We start from the raw sequence: 23,333 nt of genomic DNA, 5'->3' as shown, positions 1-23,333 counted from the left end.
GTGGGCTCTTTGGAGAAAGTAGTGTGCAAAGCGCGTGCCAAGACCGGGCCGTTTTGGCAAATCGCTGATCTGGCCGGCAACGGCGCCGTAGCACCGGACGCGGTCATACCCCCTGAACAACCGGGGTGTGCAACTTTGGAGCAGGTGGTGACAATTGGAACAGCCCCTTTGCCAACTGCCCTGCTCCACCAAAAAACCACGAAATGCCGGCTTGAGCCCCGTCAACAGGAGCGCGGGGCATTTCGACTGGCCTTGGCACAGCCCTTGCAGATTGTGTCCCCTGCCAGCGAGCCGGTTCAGGGAATGGAGGTGGCTCGCCAGCATGTCATTCCACGCGGCCGGACCGTGTTCAGCACAGTTTTTCGCGTAGGAACCATCGGAAAATCAAGGAGACAATCCATGCATAGTCATACCCCTTTCAAGCGGAGAGTCGTTACCCTCGCGCTTCTGACGGCTGCGGCATTTGCCGGCAGCCCGGCCAGCGCCGGCGTCACTGACGCCGACATCCTCAACGATGCCAAGACTCCCGGCGACGTCGTCAGCTTCGGCCTCGGCACCCAGGGTCAGCGTTTCAGCCCGTCTACCCAGATCAACGCCAAGACCGTCAAGAACCTGGTCCCGGCCTGGTCGATGTCCTTCGGCGGCGAGAAGCAGCGCGGCCAGGAATCGCAGCCGGTCATCGCCAATGGCAAGATGTTCGTCACCGCTTCCTACAGCCGCCTGTTCGCTGTCGATGCCAAGTCCGGCAAGAAGCTGTGGAAGTACGAGCATCGTCTCCCGGACGGCATCATGCCGTGCTGTGACGTGATCAACCGCGGCGCCGCCCTGTACGACAACCTGGTCATTTTCGCCACGCTCGATGCCCAGCTCGTTGCCCTGAACCAGGACACCGGCAAGGTCGTCTGGAAGGAAAAACTCGGTGACTACGCCGCTGGCTACTCCGCTACCGCCGCTCCGATCATCGCCAAGGGCAAGCTGATTACCGGCGTTTCCGGTGGTGAATTCGGCGTCGTTGGCCGCATTGACGCCCGCGACCCGAAGACCGGCAAGCTGGTGTGGACCCGTCCGACTGTTGAAGGTCACATGGGTTACAGCTTCAATGCCGCTGGCGACAAGGTCGAAAACGGCATCTCCGGCACCCTCAACGCCACGTGGTCGGGCGACCTCTGGCAAACCGGCGGCGCAGCGACCTGGAACGGCGCTACCTACGATCCGGAAACCAACCTGATCTTCGCCGGCACCGGCAACCCGGCCCCGTGGAACAGCCACCTGCGCCCGGGCGACAACCTCTTCTCGTCGTCCACCGTCGCCATCGACGCCGACACCGGCAAGATCGCCTGGCACTTCCAGAACACCCCGCACGACGGCTGGGACTTTGACGGCGTAAACGAATTCGTTTCCTTCGACTACAAGGATCCGAAGACGGGCAAGATGGTCAAGGCTGGCGGCAAGGCCGACCGTAACGGTTTCTTCTTCGTGAACGACCGCACCAACGGCAAGCTGCTCAACGCCTTCCCCTTCGTCAAGAAGATTACCTGGGCAACCGGCTACAACCTCGAAACCGGCCGTCCGAACTACATCGAAGAAGGCCGCCCGGGCGACCCGGCGCAAGGTGCTGACGGCAAGAAGGGCAAGGTCGTTTTCTCGGCTCCGTCCTTCCTTGGCGGCAAGAACCAGCAACAAATGGCCTACAGCCCGCAGACCGGCTTGTTCTACGTGCCGGCCAACGAGTGGTCGATGGACATCTGGAACGAACCCGTTTCCTACAAGAAGGGTGCTGCTTACCTGGGCGCCGGCTTCACCATCAAGGCCATCCACGACGACCATATCGGCGTGCTGCGCGCAGTCGATCCGGCCACTGGCAAGATCGTCTGGGAAAACAAGAACTACGCTCCGCTGTGGGGCGGCGTCCTGACCACCGCTGGCGGTCTGGTTTTCTACGGCACCCCGGAAGGCTTCCTGAAGGGTGTTGATGCCAAGACCGGCAAGGAACTGTGGTCCTTCCAGACCGGTACCGGCATCGTTGCACCGCCGGTCAGCTGGGAACAGGATGGCGAGCAGATGATCGCCGTGACGACCGGCTGGGGCGGCGCTGTGCCGCTGTGGGGCGGCGACGTCGCCAAGCGCGTGAACTTCCTCGAACAGGGCGGTTCCGTCTGGGTCTTCAAGCTGCACAAGTAATAAATTCTCTCTCCTTCGGGCGCTCCGGCGCCCGATTGAAACGGCGCGACGGCTTCGGCCCTCGCGCCGTTTTTCATTTTTGGGCTATTTTTCCGGTTGACCGTGGGAATGGATCGACCCGGGTATACAAACCTGAAACAACTGATAAACTAACCGTTATAAGACTTAATCGATAGTTTATTAACCATGCCGCGCTCAACGAACAGTATCATCGCCCTTCCGCCCGAATCGCTGGCGATGTTGAAAAACCTCGGCCTGCGCCTGCGCGCCCGGCGTCTTGCCCAGAACATGACGCTGGAACAGGCCGCCGAGCGCCTGCTCTGTTCGCCGACCACCTATCGCGCGCTGGAAAGCGGCAAGCCGACGGTCAGCCTGGGTTTGTTAGCCCATGCCCTGTGGTTGTTCGGGCGCCTGGAGGATATGGAGCAACTCAATCCGCTGGAAATCGGCATGCTCGGCAACAAGCGTAGCCAGCGCGCACGCCCGCTCGTGAAAGGAATAGGCAATGACGAACGGGATTTCTGAAAACGCGCTTTACGTCGGCCTCTACCTGCCGGGGGAAGAAGCGCCGACGACGGCCGCCTTGCTCAAGCTCGAACGCAACAATCTGCAGGAAAGCGGCCATCTGGCCTACGGCCTGGGCTACCTTGCACGCCCCGATGCGCTGGCGCTGAATCCGCTGCACCTGCCTTTGCAGCAAGAAACCTTCCGCCTGCCGGCACGTCTGCTCCGCGACGGTGGCGCCTTGCCGCTGAGTATCAAGGACGCCCTGCCCGATGCCTGGGGACTGCGCGTTCTCGCCAACGAACTCGGTGGGCGCCTGCCGAGCGAGCGCGAACAATTGCTGCTGACCAACGAGGATCGCGTCGGCGCCATGGTTTTTTCCGAAAGCCGCGACATGCCGGCGCCGGCCGAACTGCCGCACGACGACCTGAGCCAACTGGCCGATGCTGTACGCCGCCTGCAATACGACATGGACATCCCGCCGCCGCTCAAGCGCCTGCTGCTGCGCGGCGGCAGCCTGGGCGGTGCCCGCCCCAAGGCGTCGTTCATGCACGATGATGCCTTGTGGCTGGCCAAGTTCCCCGCTGCCGGCGATCCGCTCGATGTTCAGGTGCTCGAAGCCACCGCGCACGGTCTCGCCATGCGCTGTGGCATCCAGGTACCTCAGTTCATGACCATGCCGGTCGGGCGCGGCGAAAACGCCTTTCTGTCGCGCCGTTTCGACCGCCTTGGCGAGCGTGCTCAGCAGCGCCTGCACTACCTGTCAGCCAGCGCCCTGCTTGATATTCCCTATGAATCAAGCGCCGGCAGCTACATCGAATTCGCCCGCGTCATCCGCCGTCTCAGCTTGCGGCCGGGCGCCGACCTCAAGGAACTGTTTCGCCGCCTGATCTTCAACCTGCTGATCGACAACACCGACGACCACCTGAAAAACCACGGCATGCTTTGGGCGGGAAAAGACCGTTACGTCCTTTCGCCAGCCTTCGACGTCGTCCCGCAACTGACCAACCTCGGCTACCAGATGCTGTCGATCGACGGGACAACGCAGGAATCCAGTCTCGAACTGGCGGTTCAGTCGGCAGCCCATTTCGATCTTTCAGCCGATCAGGCCAGCGCGATCACCAAGGAAATGGCCGGCATTGTTTACGGCCAGTGGTGGCTGCACGCCCAGCTGCAGGACGTCCCGGAGACGCTCCGCAAGCGCCTGGAAAGCTGTTTTGGCCGGCAAAAGGAAATCATCGGCGCCGGGCAATTCGGCTTCTGACGGGATCCGGCCTCACTCCCGCCGGGCGCCGGCCCGGGATTCGAAGAAAACCTGGATGGCCCAGGCCAGTTCCTGCTTCAAGACGCCTTCCCACGGCGGCATGTGGGTGACGCCGACGATGATCTTGCCGTGGCGCACGGTTTTGGCGAAGTAGGCATCGTTGTCGCGCATGCACGCGGCGTTCAATTCGGCGTCGCTGATCCGTTTGCAGAAGCGGTTGAGATTGCGCAGGTCAGGCGCCGGGGCGGCGTTGGTGCTGGCATCGGCACCGTGGCAGCGGGCGCAGGCCTGGTTGTAGGCCTGTTGGCCGATGGTGAGGGCAAGCGGGTTGCCGCGGTAGGGGTTTTCGGACAGCCAGGTGTCGCCGAGTGGCGGCAGGCCGTCCGGCGAAACGGCGGGAGCGACGGCGACTTCGTTGGCCAGCGCCGATGCGGCCAGCAGCGCGGTCAGCAGGGTGATGAGCAATTTGTTCATGGTGGTCACCAGTCGGTCGGGCAGTTCTTGCAGCCCTCGAAATCGGCATCCTGAAACACCGCAAAGCGACGGAAGATGCCGGTCAGGTCGGCATTGCGGAAATTGACGGTGAAGAATTTGGTCTCCTGGAGGTTGGCGTTGTTGAGCCGGACGCCGATGAACCAGGCGAAATTGGCCTTGGCCGCTTCGAGGTTGGCGCCGGTCAGGTCGGCATTGGTGAAGTCAGTGCGGAACAGGCGGGCAAATTCGAGATCGGCACCGACCATTTTGGCGCCGCGAAAGGTCGCCGTCGGCGCGCTGACCTTGTTGAGACGGGCGGCCGTGAGGTCGGCCCCGTCGAGATTGGCGCCGGCCAGGTTGGCGCCGCGCAGATCGGCGCGGGCCAGTTGGGCGCCACTCAGATCGGCCCCGGCCAGATTCTGCCCGGCCAGGTTGGCGTGGCGCAGGTCGGCCCCCGGGCAGCGGGTATGCGGCCAGATGCCGCAACCGTTGATGACCAGCGGTTCGAAATATTCCGGCGGCGCCGCGAATGCTACGGTCGACCCGAAAAACAGGGCAAAAATGAAATGTCTGGGCATTGTCGTTGCTCGCAAAAGGCTTCGATCCAAGGCATTCCCAGGCTGAGCCAGCGTCCATGCAGCACTGACTCAGCCTCGCTTGCGGGCAATCCGGCGGCTGGGGGAATCCAGCCACCGGCGGGAATGCTTGAAACGAAACGCTCGCTCAGTTCTTCAACGACTTCGGCAGCTTGAAGACCCACATCGAGCCACCCTGCGTCACCTGCTTGGTCAGGTCGGCCATGTCGCCGCCCCACAGCGGCACGGCGCCGCCGTAACCGGACTGGATACCGACGAACTGCTCGCCATCCATTTCCCAGGTGATCGGCACGGAAACCACGCCGGAGCCGGTCTGGAACTTCCACAGTTCCTTGCCGTTCTTGGCGTCGAAGGCTTTCACGTAGCCGTCCGAGGTACCGGTGAACAACAGGCCGCCGGCGGTGGTCATGGTGCCGGCCCAGAGCGGGAATTTCTCCTTGTGTTCCCAGACGATCTTGCCGGTCTTCGGGTCCATGGCGCGCAGCGTGCCAACGTGGTCGTCGAACAGGCGCTTGATGCGGAAACCCTGGCCAAGGTAGGCGGAGCCGGCCTTGTAGGTCAGCTTTTCGGTCCAGTAGTCCATCGCCCAGTGGTTGGCCGGGATGTAGAACAGCTCGGTCTGCTGGCTGTAGCTCATCGGCATCCAGTTGGTGCCGCCCAGAAATGGCGGCGAAACGAAGATCGACTCGCCCTTGTCGGCACCCTCCTTCGGCTTCGGCGGATGCTGGCCTTCGACGATGTTCGGCTTGCCGGTCTGCAGGTTCCAGCTCTTCGCCCAGGTGATGCCTTCGACGAACGGCCAGGCACCGATCAGCGAAGTCGGCTTGTTCGGGTAGCCGGCGCCATTGGTCAGCTTCTCACGGTCGGTGACGAAGAAGTAGCCGTTGCGGTCGGCGTGGGCCGAAGCCTTGACCAGCTTGCCGGTCTTCGGATCCTTGTATTCGAACAAGACCACCGAGTTGTTGCCGGAGAAGTCCCAGGCATCGTTCGGGGTGTGCTGGAAGAAGCCCTTCAGTTCGCCGTTGCTGGCATCGACATAGGCCTGACCGGAGGTGAACAGGCTGTCCCAGTTGCGCGGATCGTCGCCTTCCTTGGTCCGGTGCCAGGTGTTCCACGGCGCCGGGTTGCCGGTGCCGATGACCACCATGTTCTTGTCCACGTCGTAGCTCGCGGTCTGCCACGGGGCGCCGCCACCGTGGTTCCAGGCGTCGACCTTCTTGCCGTCCGCACCTTCCGGCCAGCTCGGCGCCTTGGCGTCGCCGGTCGGCGTGCTCTCCTTGCCGTTCAGGCGGCCCATGTGGCCTTCGACCATCGGACGGGCCCAGACTTCCTCACCGGTATCCGGATCGCGGGCGAACAGGTAGCCGACGACGCCGAACTCGTCACCCGACGAGCCGTGCACCAGCAGCACCTTGCCGCTCTTCTGGTCCTTTACGACAAACGGTGCACCGGTCATCGTGTAGCCGATCTTGTGGTCGCCGAACTTCTTCTTCCAGACGACCTTGCCGGTGTCCTTGTTGAGCGCGACGATGGTCGCATCGAGCGTGCCGAAATAGACCTTGTCGCCGTAGATGGCGGCGCCGCGGTTGATCACGTCGCAGCACGGGCGGATGTCTTCCGGCAGGCGGGCCTCGTATTCCCACAGGCGTTTGCCGCTGCGGGCATCGATGGCGAAGATGCGCGAATACGAAGCCGTCACGTAGATCACGCCATCGTGCACCAGCGCCTGCGCCTCCTGGCCGCGCTGCTTCTCGCCGCCGAAGGAGAAGCTCCAGGCCGGCACGAGGTGATCGACGTTCTTGGTGTTGATCTTGGTCAGCGGGCTGAAGCGCTGGGCTTTCAGGCCGAGGCCGTAGGACAGCACGTCGCTGGTGGTCTTGTCATCATTGAGGATGTCTTCCCAACTCACTGTCTTGGCCGCCATCGCCGGCGCGCACAAGCTGGCCGCGACCAGGGTGGCGATGAGGGTCTGGCGGGGATTGAACCGGGTTGCTTTCATTTTTTGGTGTGTCTCCTGAGTAGTGTTGTGATGCCCCGAAAGATCGGGCCGGCCCATCTATCCCGACAGGCGAGCCGAGTATAGGAAGCGCCCTGGTCCGAAGTCTCGGGACAAGCTCACCGCCGAACCGGGAAAAATTCCCGTGCTGATCTGCGGCCGGTACGAAACCTGCTCGGCGTCACTACAACTAAAACAAAGGTGGAGACATGGATCTGCGAAAACGACTGGTGATCTGGCTCGGCGGCCTGCTCGCCGGCCTGATGCTGATGGCGGTTGTCATCAACCTCCACTCGCTGCGCGGCGATATCCAGGCCGAAGTGGCCGCCTCGGAGCAACTGGTCACCGTGCTGCTCAAGGCCGGCGATGCGCAGTCAGGCAAGAGGTCCGAGCTGGAAGCCCTGCTCAAAAATGCGCAGTTGCGCCACCTGAGCATCCACCTTGATGACGTGACAGCCAAAGCCGACGAGCAACCGCACTGGCTCGCCCCCCTGCTCGGCGTTACGACCAGCACCACACCGGCCCAGACCATCCGCCTCGGCGACCAGACCCTGACCATCGCCCCCAACCCGAACTCGGAAATCGAGGAGCGCCTGGGCGACACTGTTCGACTTTGCATCACCCTGTTGCTCTATTCTGGAGCAACTCTGCTCGTCGCCTGGTGGTCGGCCGATCGCGCCCTGACCCCGGTGCGCGAACTGGAGGCCGGCCTGCAGCGTCTGGCCGACAACGCCCCCGACGCTGCCATGCCGCCTTTCGCCCTGCGCGAATTTCGCCGCGTGGCCAGCGCCATTGACGCACTGGCCGCCGCCCTGGCCTCGTCGCGCGCCGCACGGCAACAGCTGGCCCGCCAGCTCATTGCCGTGCAGGAAGAGGAACGCCACACTCTGGCAAGGGAATTGCATGACGAGATGGGGCAAACGTTGACCGCCATCGGGGTGACCGCCGCCTTTCTCGAACGCAACGCGACACGACTGGAGGCGCAAAGCATTGTTGAATGCGCCGAAGATCTGCGGCGCGACGTGCGCACCAGCGGCGAGCAGTTGCGCGCCATGCTCAAGCGCCTGCGGCCGCATGGCCTGGATGCGCTGGGTCTGGCCAGCGCCCTGCGCGAACTGGTGGCGAGCTGGCAGCAGCGCGAGTGCGGCATCGTGTTTGACCTCGAGATGCCGGCCGAACTGCCCGAGCTCGACGAAGCGACGGCCCTGGTGGTTTACCGCGTGGTGCAGGAAGGGCTGACCAATGTGGTTCGCCACAGCGAAGCGCGGCATTGCCGGATCCGCATCGAGGTGGCACGAAATACGCTGTACCTGAGTGTGGAAGACGATGGAAAAGGCCTGCCCGAGGCCGGCCCGGCCCGCCGGGGTGGTTTGCTCGGCATGGCGGAAAGACTGGAAATGGCTGGGGGTAGTCTGCACATGGAAAACAACGCAACAATCGGGCTGCATCTACAGGCCCGCCTGCCGATGAGCAAAGTAGAAGAGGAGCAATCATGATCCGCATCATTCTGGTCGATGACCACGCCGTCGTCCGCACCGGCTATCGCCGCCTGCTCGACGCCGAGCCGGGCCTGCAGGTGGTTGGCGAAGCAGCCAGCGCCGACGAGGCCAATGCGCTGATCATGCGCGTCGCTGTCGATGTGGCCGTGGTCGACCTGAGCCTGCGCGGCAGCAGCGGCATCGAAGCGATCCGCCGCATGCTGGTCCGCCAGCCCGACCTCAAGGTTCTCGTCCTGTCCATGCACGAAGGCGCCGGCCACATTACCCAGGCCCTGCGCAGCGGTGCGCTCGGCTACCTGACCAAATACAGCGAGCCGGGCGATGTCATCGACGGCATTCGCCGCGTCGCCACCGGCAAACGCGTCTTTTCGCCGGAAATCGCCCAAGTGCTGGCCGAAGAAGCGCTCGACGGCGACGGCGCCCTCGCCCACCTGACGCCGCGCGAATTCGAAGTGCTGCGCATGCTGGCGCACGGCGAATCAGCCAACTGCATCGCCAGCTCGATGCACCTGAGCCCGAAAACGGTGTTGAATTACCTCACCCTGATCCGCCAGAAACTCAACGCCGACAACGACTTCAAACTGCTGCACCTGGCCGCACGGCATGGCCTGGTGGATATGAGCCGAACCATCAATGCCTGACCTTGAATCCCGCAACCTTAGACAATCAATAAACCGGAGTACAGAAATGTTCCGTCACTCAACACTGGCCGCCCTGCTGGCCTGCAGCCTGATCACCCCCGCCGCCATGGCCGACGCCAAGCTCGACACCGACATGAAAAAACTCGCGCTCAGCAGCGGCTGCACGACCTGCCACGGCATCGAGAAAGACAAGCCGGGCCCCGACGGCCTGAAACCGATCGGCCCGGCCTGGATCGACGTCGCCGCCCAGTATCGCGGCAAGCCGGGCGCCACCGAATTCCTGACCCGCGTCGTCCAGGAAGGCTCCAACCCCTACTCCAGCCACTGGAAGAACCGCGTTTCCGGCATCGCCATGCCGCCCAACGCGGTCGCCATCAGTCTGGCCGATACCCGCCAGCTGGTTTCGTGGATACTGTCGCTGAAGTAAATGGCAGCGCCCGCCACTGTCGGCCCAACCTTCCGGAGTTTCCGAGCATGAGCAAACCTTCCCTCGCCGCCCGCCTGGCCGCACATCTGGCCGGCCTGCTGCTGGCCGTCTGTTGCGGCACGGCCCTGGCCACTGACCGTGCCACCCCGCGCGAAGCCCGCGTCCTGTTCGATCAGGCCGTGAAGCATCTGCAAGCCAACGGCCCCGAGAAGTCCTGGGCCGCCTTCAGCGACCGCAAGGGGCCTTTCGTCAAAAAAGACCTCTACGTTTACGTGATCGACCGCAAGGGCACCTATGTTGCCAACGGCGCGGCGCCCGAGGCTCTGGTCGGCCTCAATGTCCTCGACAGCGTCGATGCCGCCGGCACGCCGCTCTTCCGCCACATGATCGCCGTCACCGACAAGCAGACCGAGGCGCGCATCCGCTACGTCTGGCTCAATCGCAAAACCAATCACGTCGAGCCGAAGAACGCCTGGCTGCACCGTCAGGGCGACTACATCCTCGGCGTCGGCTACTACTCGCCGCACGCCACGGCGCTCGACGCCCAGAAGCTGCTCGGCGAAGCCGTCGCCTTCGCCATCAAGAATGGCATGGGCGGCGCCAGCAAGGCTTTCAACGACACCAAAGGGTCTTTCGTACGGGACGACCTCTACGTCTTCGCGGTCAATCTCGACAGCGGCAAGTTCGAGGCGCACGGTGTGAACCCGGCGTGGACCGGCACCGATGCGCTCAATCTCCACGATGTCGAAGGCCACGCCCTGATTCAGGAAATGATCGACCAGGCAAAAAGCAAAGGCACCGGCGTCGTCGATTACGTCTGGCGCAATCCGGTCACCAATGCCGTCGAGCGCAAGCGCACCTTCATCCAGCGCGTCGACAACAGCCTGCTCGGGGTTGGTTACTACCTCGACTGAGCGGCAGGGCCGGAGATAGCCATTTGAATTTTGGGCGAAATTTCCGGTTGACCGTAGGAATCATCCAAACCGGCCGAAAAGGCCGGTTTTTATTGCCACTTTCGTTTCTGACATTGCCGACCGCCTTGCCCCGGTAGATACTGGCGGGAGAGGATGGAATCGCGTCGCTCCGTCCGATAGAAACGGGGTGTCGCTGCTTTTCGTGACTACCCGGCCGCAACCCAGGGAGAAGAAAATCGTCATGTTTGCGCCATTGAGTCGGCTCAGCATCCGCAACCGGATCTGGGGCATTGTTGCCATTTTTATCGGCAGCATCCTGCTCACCAGTGCCCTCGATGTCGCCACCCTCAGGAACGCGCTGCACCAGGAAAAGGAAGACAGCATCCGGCAACTGGTCGAGGGCGCCCATGCCGTGCTGGGGCATTATCAGGCACTCGAACGATCCGGCAGCCTGAGCCGCGAAGCCGCCCAGGCTGCGGCCATGGCCACGATCAAGGGCATGCGCTACAACGGCAAGGACTATTTCTGGATCAACGACAACCAGACTCCATCGCGCATGGTCATGCACCCGATCTCGCCGGAACTCGACGGGCAACTGCTGCTTGACGACAAATTCAACTGTGTCACCAGCATGCGCAGCGGCACAGACGGGCCGTTTGTCCCGACCGATGGCAAGAAAAACCTGTTGCAGGCCTTCGCCGAACTGGTGGCACAAAGCGGGCAAGGCTATGTCACCTACCCGTGGCCCAAGGTCAATCCGGACGGCAAAAGCACGCCGGACAGGTTCCCCAAGCTTTCCTACGTCAGAGGTTTTGCTCCCTGGGGGTGGACCGTCGGTTCCGGCATCTACATCGACGACATCGATGCCGCCATCCAGACTCGGGCCATCCAGCACCTGTTGTTGCTGCTCGCCATCAGCACCACCTTGCTGCTGCTGGCCAGCCTGATCGCCCGCAGCATCACCGTGCCGTTGCACGCCACGATGCGCGCCATGCACGACATCGCCCGGGGCGACGCCGGACTCGACCAACGCCTGGCCGTCGAAGGCACCAGTGAAATCGCCGAACTGGCCGGTCATTTCAACGAAATGCTCGATCACATCGAGACTCGCGACGAGGCCCTGCTCAAGCACCAGGACGGCCTGGAGCAGGAAGTTTCGCGGCGCACGGCCAGCCTGCGCGAGGCCAACCTGCAACTGGATGCGGAACTGGTCGAGCGCCGGCGGATCGAGAAGATCATCGGCGAGAGCAAAAACCGCATGCATGCCCTGCTCGACGCCACCGACGAAGCCGTATTGCTGCTGGCACCGGATGCCACGGTTCTCGAGATCAACACTTTCGCCGCCCGCCGCTACGGAAAAACGCCGAAGCAGATGGTCAGGACCAACTTCCTCGATCACATGCCGCCGGAACTGGCCAAAACCCGCAGCGCCATGCTGCGCACGGCAGTGGACCGCGGCGAGGTAGTCCGCTTTCAGGATCAGCGCGGCTCGACCTGGTTTGACAACAACTTGTATCCGGTCAAGGACGACAAGGGTGTCGTCGAAAGCGTCGCCGTCTATGCCAAGGATATCTCCGAGCAAAAGCGCATCCAGATGGACGAGGATCTCTTCCTGCAACTGGGCACGGTACTCATGCGCTGGGGTGTCGATTCGCGGGCCATCGCCCAGATTTTCTGCGACGGCATTCGGCCCATGTTCAATCTCGACGCCGCCTGCATCGCGGCCACCGGCCGGGATGGCAAGCTAGCCCTGACCGCCGCCGCAGGGAACGTGACGAACGCTGCCATCGAGCATGTCGCCGACAACGACGGCGATGCCTCGGCATGCCTGCCGGTGGCCGCGGTCATGGCCAGCGGCCAGCATCAGGTCGTGCCCCTTGATGACGTGAACTGCCAACTGTGCAAGGCCAGCCCGCAGCCCCCCGCCGCCCACACCGCCATTCTGCTGCCCCTGAAAATCCATGGCGACCCCTGGGGCGTTCTCGCGCTGTACGGCAAGGAAGCCGATCAGTTCGACGACAGCCTGCTCCAGCAACGCCTGCTGGCCACCGCCAACCGCCTGGCCATCACGCTCGAATCCGCCCTGCGCCAGGAAAGACTCGCCCTCTTCGACCTCGCCCTGGCCGAGGTCGGCAACGCGGTGATGATCACCGATGCCGCCAGCAGGATCATCTGGGTCAATCGCTCCTTTACCCTGCTATCCGGCTATACCAACGAGGAACTGCTCGGCCAGCCACCCAGCCTGTTCAACTCCGGCACACAGGATGCGGTGTTCTTCCGGCACTTCTGGCAGAGCATCTCGGCCGGCAAACCCTGGCGCGGCGACATCGTCAACCGGCGCAAGGACGGCAGCCTGTATACCGCCAGCCAGATGGTCACGCCGTTGTACGACGCCGAGGGCAAGATCAACCACTACATTGCCGTTCTCGAGGACATCAGCGAGCGCAAGCGCCAGGAACAGGAACTCAAGGAAAACTACGAACGCCTGAAGACCCTGAACGAACAGCTGGAAAATGCCCAGAACCAGCTGCTGCAATCCGAAAAGATGGCCTCGATCGGCCAGCTGGCAGCCGGCGTCGCCCACGAGATCAACAACCCGATCGGCTTCGTGAGCTCCAATCTGGGCACCCTCAAAACCTATGTCGATGAATTGCTCGGGGTCATCCGGGCCTATGCTGCAGCCGACCCGCTACTCGCCGAGCACCCCGAAATCAACGCCAATATCGCCAGCACCAAGGCGCAGGCCGACCTCGATTTCATGGGAGAGGACATCCAGAGCCTGCTCAAGGAATCGCGCGACGGGATCACCCGGGTCACCCGGATCGTCCAGGATCTCAAGGACTTCTCGCGCATCGACAGCATGGACTGGGCCGTGGCCAATCTCGAACAGGGCCTGGACAGCACGCTGAACATCGTCATGAACGAAATCAAGTTCAAGGCCGATATCGTCAAGGAATACACCGGCATCCCCGACATCGAATGCCTCGGTTCGCAATTGAATCAGGTTTTCATGAACCTGCTGGTCAACGCCGCCCACGCCATCGAAACCCACGGCACCATCACCATTCGCACCGGCACCACGAGCGATGCAGTCTGGGTCGAAATCGCCGATACCGGCCGGGGCATCCCGCCCGAAAACCTCAAACGCATTTTCGACCCCTTCTTCACCACCAAGGCCATCGGCAAGGGCACCGGCCTTGGCCTCTCACTGGCCTACAGCATCGTCCAGAAACACCACGGCAAACTCGACGTGCACAGCGAAGTCGGCGTCGGCAGCTGCTTCCGTGTCGAGATTCCACGGCGGCAACCGGAGCCCGGCGCGGCGACGACAGTCGCCAAACCGGAATAAAAAAGGAACCGGCCCACGTGGCCGGTTCCTTTTGTTGAAAATGAGGCCAGGCAGCATTTCAATTTTGGCCAAAATTTCCGGTTCACCGTGGGAATGGGCCAGACCGGCCTTTTGGGCAGTCGGCTAGAAATCGATTTTGGTCAGGCTGGCGGCGTCGGCAACGTGGATATCCGCGCCGATGAACTCGAGGAGCTGGGGATAGCGGTTGATGGCGCCACCGCCGACCACGAGCCGCGGGCAGGCCTCGGCGAAGGCTTTTCGCATCGCCGCAATCGCCAACCGGGCCGGGGTGAAGTGGGTCGGCAAGGCGACCGACAGTCCGACCAGCTCGGGCTGGAATTCCCTGATCAGCCCGATCAGGGACGGCACAGGCAGGCTGGCGCCGAGGCACAGTACCTGCCAGCCGTCGGCTTCCAGACCATGCGCCACCATGCGCAAGCCGAGGTCGTGGTTGTTTCCGTCGACGCAGGTAAGGATGGCACGCCGCCCCGTCGGCGCCGCCAGGGCTGTGCGGGAAAAGCGGTCAGCCATGATCGATTGCGCCGTCTGTGACGCCAGGTGCTCGAGGGCAACGCTGATCTCGTTGTGCTGCCATTTCCAGCCGATGTCGACCAGACTCGCCTGGACGAGATCGACGTATATCTCCACCAGCGAGCGCCCGGCCTGTTCACAGGCTTCGAAGATGGCAACGGCGGCCAACCTGTCGCCTCTCAGGAGGGCGTCACGAAAGGCGCCGGTCTGCGGCGACAAACCCCGGTTGGCAGGCGCCAGACGCTCGGGGCCAAGATCGATGGATTGCTCGAAGGCGCGCGCCAGGGTGTCGCCGACGACACGCCCTTCATCGGGCATCTGCCGGGCAAAGTAGGCTCCGATCAGGTTCAGCACCACGCCGATGTGGTCGCAGGGGATGTTCCGGGCGATGAAGACGTCCGACAGCCATTTCAGGTAATCGACGTACGCTTGCAGCAGCCCCGTTTCGAGGATGGGCCGCAGGAATTCGAGGTGGAAGGCGATGTCCGTGCGGCAGGCCTGGCGCCGGACGGCATCGAGCTGGCCGGCGTCGGCGCCGAGCCGCGCATGGAAGGCGGCGGCGACCGCGTCGACGGCCTCGTCACGCAGGCGATCGTAGGTATCGAGCGCCGCCGGGCTCAGGGTAAAGGCGTTGCGGGTGCTGTCCATCGGATGACTCGCGCTGGATCAGTGGGCGAATACTTCGAAGAAGCGCAACTCGGTGTCCTCCGGGATCAGCTTGAGCCCTTTGGGAATCGCATGATGCGACTTCTGATAGCTGTGCGACTTGTGCCAGGCCCGGAAGCTGGCTTCGTCCTGCCAGTAGGTCAGCAACCACACTTCGCGCGGCAGCCCGCTCGGGCTCATGACCTCCATGCGCAGAAACCCCGCTTCGGCATCGACCAGGTGCGGACGCGCCTGAAAGGCGGCACGTACCTCATCCACCATGTCGTTGGCGATGGTGAATTTACTGATTGCAACAAACATCAGTCTCCCCGTTTCTTCGTGTCCCCGATGCCTCAATCATACCTGCAGCCGCCTCGGGGCAAGGCATGCCGATGCGCAACCGACGCGCTCTTTTTGTGTTACCTGCGCCGGCTGCTCCATTGTTGAACACCTGTTGAGCAGTTGATCACGCCACGACCTGCTCCAGCCTGTAACAGCCGCCATGCGCGCCACGACAAGTCTTTGAAATTTCGCCATTTTTTCCGGTTGACCGTGGGAGTGGCACGGCTGGCACACGGCATGCACATTAGATGGCACGAGTCACGGCAGGTCATCAGGAATCAACCGAATCTGCCGGCTTCGAGTTAGCCCTTTGAATTACCCGTTCGCAACTTCATTCAAGAACACTGGAGACAACCATGATTTATGCAGCTCCCGGCGCCGCTGGTGCCAAGATCGCCTACAAGGCCCAGTACAACAACTTCATCGGCGGCAAGTGGGTTGCCCCGACCAAGGGTGAATACTTCGACGTGGTCACCCCGACGACCGGCAAGGTCTACACCAAGGCCGCTCGTTCCACCGCCGAAGACGTCGAGCTGGCGCTGGACGCCGCTCACGCTGCAGCTGATGCCTGGGGCAAGACCAGCGTTGCCGAACGTTCCAACCTGCTGTTGAAGATCGCCGACCGTCTCGAAGCCAACCTCGAAATCCTGGCTTACGCCGAGACCGTCGATAACGGCAAGGCCATCCGCGAAACGCTGAACGCCGACATCCCGCTCACCGTCGACCACTTCCGTTACTTCGCCGGCTGCCTGCGCTCGCAGGAAGGCGCCCTCTCCGACATCGACGAAAACACCGTCGCTTACCACTACCACGAGCCGCTCGGCGTCGTCGGCCAGATTATCCCCTGGAACTTCCCGATCCTGATGGCGGCCTGGAAACTGGCCCCGGCCATTGGTGCAGGCAACTGCGTCGTCTTGAAGCCGGCCGAATCGACCCCGATCTCCATCCTGATCCTGGCCGAACTGATCGCCGACATCCTGCCGGCTGGCGTGCTGAACATCGTCAATGGTTTCGGTCGCGAAGCCGGCATGCCGCTGGCCACCAGCAAGCGCATCGCCAAGATCGCCTTCACCGGCTCGACCTCCACCGGCCGCGTCATCGCTCAGGCCGCTGCCAACAACCTGATCCCGGCCACGCTGGAACTGGGCGGCAAGTCGCCGAACATCTTCTTCGCCGATGTCATGGACAAGGATGACGGCTTCCTCGACAAGGCCATCGAAGGCATGGTGCTGTTCGCCTTCAACCAGGGCGAAGTCTGTACCTGCCCGTCGCGCGCCTTGATCCAGGAATCGATCTACGACAAGTTCATGGAGCGTGTCCTCAAGCGTGTTGCTGCCATCAAGCAAGGCAACCCACTCGACACCGACTGCATGATGGGTGCCCAGGCATCGCAAGAGCAGATGACCAAGATCCAGTCCTACCTCGAAGTTGGCAAGCAGGAAGGCGCTGAATGCCTGATCGGCGGCGCTCGCGCCATCCTCGAAGGCGACCTGGCCGGCGGTTACTACATCCAGCCGACCCTGTTCAAGGGCCACAACAAGATGCGCATCTTCCAGGAAGAAATCTTCGGGCCGGTTCTGGCTGTGACGACCTTCAAGGACGAAGCCGACGCGCTGGCCATCGCCAACGACACCCTCTACGGCCTCGGCGCCGGCGTCTGGAGCCGCAACGGCAACGTCGCCTACCGCATGGGTCGCGCCATCAAGGCCGGTCGCGTCTGGACCAACTGCTACCACGCCTACCCGGCGCACGCAGCGTTCGGCGGCTACAAGGAATCCGGCATCGGCCGCGAAACCCACAAGGTCATGCTGGACCACTATCAACAGACGAAGAACCTGCTTGTTTCGTACAGCGAAAGCAAGCTGGGCTTCTTCTAAACCGGGCATCTCCTCCACTGGCCGCATACAGTTTTGCGGGCAACTCTTGGGGGCGGGCAACCGCCCCCCTTTTTTAGGAGAAAAACATGGTCGACCGTGTCATTTGTACGCCGGCAACGCTTGAACTCATTGCACTCCTGAAACAGCAATACGGCCCGGAACTCATGTTCCACCAGTCCGGTGGCTGTTGCGACAACAGCGCCGCCAACTGCTACCTGCCCACCGACCTCACCATCGGCCCCTACGACGTCCATCTCGGCGACATCGGCGGCGTGCCTTTCTACATCAGCGCCTCGCAATACGAATACTGGAAGCACACGCAACTGATCATCGACGTCATCGATGGATCGGGCGGCACCTTCTCGCTCGAAGGCAATACCGGCAAGGCTTTCCACACCCGTTCACGGCTGTTCACCGATGCCGAATGGGCTGAATTGCAGGCGGCTGGCCTCGTTTAATTCAAGGAATCATTCACATGAACAAGCAACTGAGCTCCACCCTGCTGCCTCTGCTCGCAGCCGCCCTCTTCATCGCCACCTCACCGGCCCAGGCTGCCGACGGCGAAGCCATCGTCAAGAAAGCCCGCTGCGTCGCCTGCCACACCGTCGACCAGAAGCGCGTCGGCCCGCCCTACAAGGAAGTCGCCGCCAAATACAAGGGCGACGCCAAGGCGCCCGGCGTCCTCTTCGAAAAAGTCCGCCACGGCGGCTCCGGCAACTGGGGCCAGGTCCCGATGATTCCCCACCCGGCCGACAAGATCAGCGACGACGACCTCAAAGCCGCCGTCCAGTGGATTCTGGCGCTGGAATAAACCGATTACCGCGCCCGGTTTCGGGCGCAAAAAAGGGGAGAACAGCAACTCCCTGACAACATTGGCCCCAGGCCATCGAACGCCAAACCAGGGGGCGCCGAGCCGGCCACGCAGCCGGCCGAGCGCCCCCACCGCTGCAATCCGGGACGACTGCCACGGTCGACCGGAAAAAACGGCCAAAATTCAAATGTCCGTTTGGCTCGACATGGGCCGGGATACACAACAAAGTGCACTGCCGGGTCCGGATTTCGGAGGCCATGTTAAAATTGACCGCTTTTTCCGGTGAAAAGAAGCGGAGAGCAACATGAGCGCACTAACCACAGGTGATCGAGTAACGCACCCCAACCAGCAGGAATGGGGTCTCGGCAAAGTGCTCAGCGCAACGCCCGACAATCTCGATGTATTTTTTGTCGGCGCTGGCCGCAAGCGGCTTTCACGGTCATTCATCAAACTCGAGAAAGCCGAAGGGGCCGCCTCGAAACATCGCCTCCTCGACAATCTGCTCGAGACATCCCAAATTGTCAGCGACAACTTTGTCACCATCCCGATGGCGATTGAACGCTTCATGGCCAAATACCCGAACGGCTTCGAGGACGCTGATTACATCAAATCCGTGCGCGAGGCCAACATGCGCGGGCAAAAGATGTGCACCCAGTTGCTGGGCCAGGACGAGCTTTCCCGACTCATTGCCGATGGCGACTTCAACGCCGTCTGCGATCGGGCCCGCCACGTCGAATCCAGCACCAACCTGCTGACCAAGAGCGAGCGCAAGGTGCTGCACGAAGCCCTCGAACTGCCGGCCTGCCAAAAACTGTTCTCGCTGGCCCTGGTCGAGCTGCTCTACGGGACCGAAAGCGAAGAGGCGCGCTTCAAGCACTTCCTGCGCACGCTCGGCATCCTGGAACTGAACAAATGGCCGTTCGCCACGCTGTTCAGCTTCATCCGCCACCCGCAGCAATCCGCCTTCATCAAGCCGACCGCCATCCAGAATGCTGCCAAGGCCCTGTGCTGGCGGATCAACTACAAGCCAGAGCCGAACTGGAAGACCTACGACGCAGTCGCCCGGCTGTACAGCTACGTCCGCACCAATCTGCTCGAAGAAGGCCTGATGCCGCGCGATCTGATCGACGTGCAAGCCTTCATCTGGTCCGTCGCCCAAAAATAACCCGGCCGCCCTTCACCGGCGCAGCGCCCCACTCTCAGAAAAGGAAAAACATGAACGCTCAAGCCTTAGCCGAAAAACTCAACAAGCTCGGATTTACGCCCACCGCCCTGAGCGAACCGTCGAAACGCGAGGACGGGATGATCGTCTTTACCAAGGGCGTGCATGTGCAAGTGCCGCTGCATGGCGACGAACCCAATGTCGTCCTTGAAAGCGACGATGGCGACCTGGAGTTTTACGATGCCCAGCGCAACATCGAAGACCTGATCACCGATCTGAAGGCCGCCCTGCAAAGCGAACAGGCGATGAATTCGCGCTGAATAGCGGAGGGCTGACGACGCAGGCGGGGCAACAACCCATGCGCCTGCGGTGCCAGCCCGCCCTCAAGCCACGCCGGCCAGAACCGAGCGCAGCACCCCGGCCCCCGTGGCCGTCAGCGACCAAGCCAGCACCCCGCAATTGATAAGCACCGTCGCCCAGAACGTCGTCTGAAACGACGCCTTGCTCGACTTGTGGCGCAGCACCCGCTGCGCCAGCAACGCCCCCGGCCAGCCGCCGAACAGGGCAATCATGTGCAAGGTGCTCTCCGCCGTCCGCCAATGCCCACCCTGCGCCGCCGACTTGTCCCAGGCATAGACCACAAACGCCAGCAGACTCGCCCCGGCGTACAGGCCGACGACTGCCAGCGGCAATTTGCCAGCCAGCGCAGCAGCGCCGACAAAGACAAAAAACAGCACGGCCAGCATTGGCAAGCCGCGACCAGAACTTTTCCCGCCCGAAGCCGCAACCCGCGACTTAGTCGACTCGACAAACGCCACACGCTCCGCCCGCGCCCTGCCCTTGGCGTCCGTCGCGTGCTCGTAAGTCACGATCAGCCCCTCAACCGGCCGCCGGCCGCGCCGGGCAAAGGCCTTGATGTGCAGAAAGACCGGCTCGCCCCCGCCATTCGGCGTGATGAAGCCAAAACCCTGATCGTCTTTCCAGCTTGTTATTTTTCCCTGATAGCGCATGAGTCTGATCCGCAAAACTGATTAACTCAGGCTTGTATCACCTGATTCCGGGTTCAATCAAGACCTGGCTGATCGGAGCGCCATCCATCCAGCGGGCGCTAACGCATGACCCAGCCACCGCAAACGGGGAACACTTGGCCGACAAAGCAATTGGCCAGATCGCTGCACAAATAGGCGGCGAATTCGGCGTCCTCTTCCGCACTGACCAGCCGCCCGAGCGGCACTTCGCGCTTGAGACGTTCCTGAAAACGCGGGTCGGCCTGAACTTCGGGCGGGAAATAGGTCGGGTTTTCAACGAAATTCTGGGCGATGGCATTGACCTGGACATTGTGCGGTGCGACCTCGACGCCGACGGCCTGCACGTAGGCCAGCTGGGCGCCGCGCGCCGCGCTGTAGGTCGATCGCCCCTTCATGCCGCGCAGGGCCGCGGCGCTGCCCATGAGCAGAATCTTGCCCGAACGGCGGGCGATCATCGCCGGCAAGACAGCCCGGAACAAGCGCGCCAACGGATGGACGAGCACCGCGAAGGTGTCGTTCCACTCCGCTTCGGAAACCTCGGCGACGGCCGTGCCGGGCGCCGGAATAGCCAGATTGGCCACAAGCACATCAACCCGCCCGGCGTCAGCGACGATGGCAGCCGGCGCCTCGACATCGACGAGCGAGGCGGTATTGGCGATCACCGTGGCGCCATGCCGGGCAAACACGTCGCACAACACCGGCCCCATGAACATGTCGGCCTGGGTGATCAGCACCCGTTTTCCGAGGAGGTTTTGCTCTGACATTGGTGCTCCTTTGGCGAAGGTCTGCGCATCCCGGCGCCGAACGGGTTAGCGCACAGGGGGTAGCGTGGTGATTTTTTCCAGTCGATCTTCCAGCTCGCCAATGTAGGCGGCAAGCGTATTTGCGGATTGTTCGGTGAACGAGCGGAAATCATGCTCAAGCTGATCGATTCTGGCAAGGACCGCCGCTTTCGCTTCGCCGTTCAGCGTCGATTGCCGGGTCGATTCCGTTTCAAGAAAAGCGCGCAATTCGGTAAAGCGTGAGGCCTCCGCCTTGTCGGCAAGCTCCCTGTTGGTCTGCAAGGCGCGCGAATGGCGACGGGCTTCAAGGAGAACCGAACCTTGCAGATAAACGACATAAATCAGGAAGAGCACCGTAACCAGCGCCAGCAGCCCGAGCATGAGCAGGCCCAATGGCATTTGCACCGAGGTAAAGCCCAGCCATAACTCGGTGGGCGCCAGAAAGACATTCCAGTTCAGGGCAGCAAAAGCGGCGATCACGGCCAAAATGAGGAGCAACAATAGCGAGTGAAGTTTCATGTCTAGGTTCCCGATTCGACGAGTATTGATGGGCGCCAGCCCGAAACAGGCAGCAAAACAAGACGCAGGGTGAAGGGTGAAAATCCGCGCACTCGGTCTCAATGAATTCGACGGCTGTTTATCCAGCCACGACGACACAGCCAAAACATATTTTCAGCATAGCACGCGTATTCAGGCCGCATCAGTGCGCTGCGACACGCAAAAAAAAGCCACCCGAAGGTGGCGTTTGATTTCAGTTTTGGCCGTTTTTTCCGGTTGACCGTAGCAATACCTATTACTTTGGTCAGAGCACTTTGCTCCGCCGTGGAGCAGCTGTTCAGTTTTTGAACAGCCCGCCGGGCAACATACGGCGCATGGTGCCATCGCGCAGGAGAGCATGCTTGAGGGCGCCGGCGACATGCAGGGCGATCAGGCCGGCGAGCCCCCAGACGAAGGCGACGTGGGCCAGCTTGAAAACGCCATTGAGCGCCTCGTCGGGCCAGCCGAGCTTGGGCAGTTCGATGCCGAAGAACTTGATGGCGTAAGGCGTGAAGGACGAGGCGAGGTAACCGGCCAGCGGCGCCATGAAGAGCATGGCGTAGAGCATGTGATGCACAGCCGTGGCGAGTTTGGCTTCCCAGCCGGTGGCCAGCAGCCTGGGGGCGGGGTTCCCGCGGCGCCAGGCGAGGCGGATGACGATGAGCAACAGCGCGAGCAGGCCGAGCGATTTGTGCAGACCGTAGGCGGCGCTGCGTTCGGCGCCCTTCGGCAGGTCGATCATCGTCCAACCCAGCCAGAGCAGCCAGATGACGACGACGGCCTGCGCCCAGTGCAGCGCGATGGCCGGCAGCGTGTAGCGCTGGCCGTTCATCGAATGCTGACGCCCCAAGGCAGTTCGCCGACTGCGATGTCCGCCAGCTTCTTGTAGCTGGCGGTGTCAATGACGGACACCGTGCCGGAGCGGCCATTGGCCACGTAGAGCTTGGTGCCGTCGGGCGTGATCGCCATGTTCCACGGGCGTTTGCCGACTTCAACGGTGGCCACGACGGTGTTGCTGGCAACATCGATGGCCATCACCGACGGATCGCGACCATTGGAGACGAAGACCCGCTTGCCGTCCGGATGTACGGCGATCCCGTTCGGATACTGGCCGGCGGTGATCTCGGCGACGACACGGCGCTCGGCGACATCGATGGCGTAGACCTTGCCGACGATTTCGCTGGCGACATAGGCGCGGCTGCCGTCGGCCAGGAAGCCAATGCCGCGCGGCCGCTTGCCGACCGGGATGCTGGCCACCTGCTGGCGTGCCTTGACGTCGATCACATCGACCTGCTCGGCCTCTTCGGCGCTGACATAGAGCCAGCGGCCGTCGGGGCTGAACACGGCGTGCTCCGGGTTCTTGCCATGCACCTTGATGCGCGCCAGCTCCTTGCCCTGCGGCGCGCTGAGCAGGACGACGCTGTTGTCATCCTCGACCGCGACGGCGAGCAGCTTGCCGTCAGCCGAGAGGCTGACGCCTTCCGGCGAATCGCCAACCGGCACGGTCTTGAGCAGCTTGCCGGCAACGGTATCGACGATGAGCAGGCTGCCCGTCTTGCCATCAGTCAGGTACAGGCGCCCGTCGCCGGCAGCGATACCGCGCGGCCGCTGGCCGGCCGGAATGTCGCTGAGGCGTTGGTCGGTAGCCGTATCGATGACGCTGATCGTGGCCGATTTTTCATTGGGCACATAGGCCAATGGCGCGGCCAGCGCAGCCCCGCAAAAAGCCGCCATCAGCACGGCCAGCAGGCGTTTCGACAAGCGCCGAGTCAT

Annotated in this window: 23 protein-coding genes; 13 read left to right on the top strand and 10 right to left on the bottom strand. The window is 62.5% G+C overall.

Features of this window, described 5'->3' with window-relative positions:
- Positions 1-399 precede the first annotated feature (399 nt).
- From KI610_RS05300 to KI610_RS05290, 3 genes are all read left to right on the top strand, one after another.
- Positions 400-2,181 carry a PQQ-dependent methanol/ethanol family dehydrogenase gene (locus tag KI610_RS05300; RefSeq protein ID WP_226497626.1) on the top strand — a complete coding sequence of 594 codons (1,782 nt, stop codon included), beginning with the start codon at positions 400-402 and terminating at the stop codon, positions 2,179-2,181.
- A 186-nt stretch (positions 2,182-2,367) separates the two neighbouring features.
- Complete coding sequence (locus tag KI610_RS05295; RefSeq protein WP_226497625.1) at positions 2,368-2,706, top strand: helix-turn-helix domain-containing protein; 339 nt, start codon at positions 2,368-2,370, stop codon at positions 2,704-2,706.
- On the top strand, positions 2,687-3,949 hold the full coding sequence (locus KI610_RS05290; RefSeq protein WP_226497624.1) for a type II toxin-antitoxin system HipA family toxin: 1,263 nt from the start codon (positions 2,687-2,689) through the stop codon (positions 3,947-3,949). The genes KI610_RS05295 and KI610_RS05290 overlap by 20 nt, the downstream gene beginning before the upstream one ends.
- A gap of 12 nt (positions 3,950-3,961) precedes the next feature.
- Here KI610_RS05290 and KI610_RS05285 read toward each other — a convergent pair whose 3' ends face one another.
- The 3 genes from KI610_RS05285 to KI610_RS05275 all read right to left on the bottom strand — a co-directional run bounded on the left by KI610_RS05285 (position 3,962) and on the right by KI610_RS05275 (position 7,018).
- Positions 3,962-4,423, bottom strand: a complete 462-nt coding sequence (locus KI610_RS05285) for a c-type cytochrome (protein WP_226497623.1) — start codon at positions 4,421-4,423, stop codon at positions 3,962-3,964.
- Between the two features lie 5 nt (positions 4,424-4,428).
- Entirely contained in the window at positions 4,429-5,001 is a 573-nt protein-coding gene (locus tag KI610_RS05280; RefSeq protein ID WP_226497622.1) for a pentapeptide repeat-containing protein, read from the bottom strand.
- A gap of 145 nt (positions 5,002-5,146) precedes the next feature.
- Entirely contained in the window at positions 5,147-7,018 is a 1,872-nt protein-coding gene (locus tag KI610_RS05275; protein ID WP_226497621.1) for a methanol/ethanol family PQQ-dependent dehydrogenase, read from the bottom strand.
- A 206-nt stretch (positions 7,019-7,224) separates the two neighbouring features.
- Between KI610_RS05275 and KI610_RS05270 the strand changes: the two genes are divergently transcribed.
- The 5 genes from KI610_RS05270 (at position 7,225) to KI610_RS05250 (ending at position 13,845) form a co-directional block, all read left to right on the top strand.
- Positions 7,225-8,511 (top strand): sensor histidine kinase, encoded by a 1,287-nt coding sequence (locus tag KI610_RS05270; RefSeq protein WP_226497620.1) that lies wholly within the window; start codon positions 7,225-7,227, stop codon positions 8,509-8,511.
- On the top strand, positions 8,508-9,155 hold the full coding sequence (locus KI610_RS05265; protein ID WP_226497619.1) for a response regulator: 648 nt from the start codon (positions 8,508-8,510) through the stop codon (positions 9,153-9,155). The genes KI610_RS05270 and KI610_RS05265 overlap by 4 nt, the downstream gene beginning before the upstream one ends.
- 46 nt (positions 9,156-9,201) lie before the next feature.
- Complete coding sequence (locus KI610_RS05260; protein WP_226497618.1) at positions 9,202-9,582, top strand: c-type cytochrome; 381 nt, start codon at positions 9,202-9,204, stop codon at positions 9,580-9,582.
- Between the two features lie 47 nt (positions 9,583-9,629).
- Positions 9,630-10,496 (top strand): cache domain-containing protein, encoded by an 867-nt coding sequence (locus tag KI610_RS05255; protein ID WP_226497617.1) that lies wholly within the window; start codon positions 9,630-9,632, stop codon positions 10,494-10,496.
- Between the two features lie 241 nt (positions 10,497-10,737).
- Positions 10,738-13,845, top strand: coding sequence for a cache domain-containing protein (locus tag KI610_RS05250; RefSeq protein WP_226497616.1), 3,108 nt, complete (start codon positions 10,738-10,740; stop codon positions 13,843-13,845).
- Positions 13,846-13,968: 123 nt separating this feature from the next.
- Here the strand turns inward: KI610_RS05250 and KI610_RS05245 are convergent, their stop codons facing one another.
- Together KI610_RS05245 and KI610_RS05240 are read right to left on the bottom strand one after the other, a co-directional pair.
- Complete coding sequence (locus tag KI610_RS05245) at positions 13,969-15,024, bottom strand: cobalamin B12-binding domain-containing protein (RefSeq protein ID WP_226497615.1); 1,056 nt, start codon at positions 15,022-15,024, stop codon at positions 13,969-13,971.
- 18 nt (positions 15,025-15,042) lie between these two features.
- Positions 15,043-15,342 (bottom strand): antibiotic biosynthesis monooxygenase family protein, encoded by a 300-nt coding sequence (locus KI610_RS05240; protein WP_226497614.1) that lies wholly within the window; start codon positions 15,340-15,342, stop codon positions 15,043-15,045.
- A 377-nt stretch (positions 15,343-15,719) separates the two neighbouring features.
- Here KI610_RS05240 and exaC point away from each other — a divergent pair, with 377 nt between their 5' ends.
- The 5 genes from exaC to KI610_RS05215 all read left to right on the top strand — a co-directional run bounded on the left by exaC (position 15,720) and on the right by KI610_RS05215 (position 19,533).
- The gene (gene exaC / locus KI610_RS05235; RefSeq protein ID WP_226497613.1) at positions 15,720-17,240 is read left to right on the top strand and encodes an acetaldehyde dehydrogenase ExaC; all 1,521 of its coding nucleotides are present in this window, start codon (positions 15,720-15,722) and stop codon (positions 17,238-17,240) included.
- 86 nt (positions 17,241-17,326) lie between these two features.
- Positions 17,327-17,698 carry a DUF779 domain-containing protein gene (locus KI610_RS05230; protein WP_226497612.1) on the top strand — a complete coding sequence of 124 codons (372 nt, stop codon included), beginning with the start codon at positions 17,327-17,329 and terminating at the stop codon, positions 17,696-17,698.
- Between the two features lie 17 nt (positions 17,699-17,715).
- A complete protein-coding gene (locus KI610_RS05225; protein ID WP_226497611.1) occupies positions 17,716-18,051 on the top strand; it encodes a c-type cytochrome in 336 nt (111 codons plus the stop codon).
- A 304-nt stretch (positions 18,052-18,355) separates the two neighbouring features.
- The gene (locus tag KI610_RS05220) at positions 18,356-19,216 is read left to right on the top strand and encodes a DUF3553 domain-containing protein (RefSeq protein WP_226497610.1); all 861 of its coding nucleotides are present in this window, start codon (positions 18,356-18,358) and stop codon (positions 19,214-19,216) included.
- A 50-nt stretch (positions 19,217-19,266) separates the two neighbouring features.
- Positions 19,267-19,533: a hypothetical protein gene (locus KI610_RS05215; RefSeq protein WP_226497609.1), complete on the top strand. Its 267-nt coding sequence runs from the start codon at positions 19,267-19,269 to the stop codon at positions 19,531-19,533.
- 63 nt (positions 19,534-19,596) lie between these two features.
- On the opposite strand, the gene KI610_RS05210 is transcribed toward KI610_RS05215, so the two are convergent.
- The 5 genes from KI610_RS05210 to KI610_RS05190 all read right to left on the bottom strand — a co-directional run bounded on the left by KI610_RS05210 (position 19,597) and on the right by KI610_RS05190 (position 23,333).
- Positions 19,597-20,223 (bottom strand): DUF1294 domain-containing protein, encoded by a 627-nt coding sequence (locus KI610_RS05210; protein WP_226497608.1) that lies wholly within the window; start codon positions 20,221-20,223, stop codon positions 19,597-19,599.
- Between the two features lie 98 nt (positions 20,224-20,321).
- A complete protein-coding gene (locus KI610_RS05205) occupies positions 20,322-21,005 on the bottom strand; it encodes an SDR family oxidoreductase (protein ID WP_226497607.1) in 684 nt (227 codons plus the stop codon).
- A 45-nt stretch (positions 21,006-21,050) separates the two neighbouring features.
- A complete protein-coding gene (locus KI610_RS05200; RefSeq protein ID WP_226497606.1) occupies positions 21,051-21,686 on the bottom strand; it encodes a hypothetical protein in 636 nt (211 codons plus the stop codon).
- Between the two features lie 172 nt (positions 21,687-21,858).
- Complete coding sequence (locus KI610_RS05195) at positions 21,859-22,410, bottom strand: cytochrome b (protein WP_226497605.1); 552 nt, start codon at positions 22,408-22,410, stop codon at positions 21,859-21,861.
- Positions 22,389-23,333 (bottom strand): beta-propeller fold lactonase family protein, encoded by a 945-nt coding sequence (locus tag KI610_RS05190; protein WP_226497604.1) that lies wholly within the window; start codon positions 23,331-23,333, stop codon positions 22,389-22,391. Before KI610_RS05190 ends, KI610_RS05195 begins: the two co-directional genes overlap by 22 nt.

The sequence above is a fragment of the Ferribacterium limneticum genome (genome assembly GCF_020510565.1).
Taxonomy (GTDB): Bacteria; Pseudomonadota; Gammaproteobacteria; order Burkholderiales; family Rhodocyclaceae; genus Azonexus; species Azonexus limneticus_B.
This window is presented reverse-complemented; position numbering and strand designations above follow the sequence as displayed.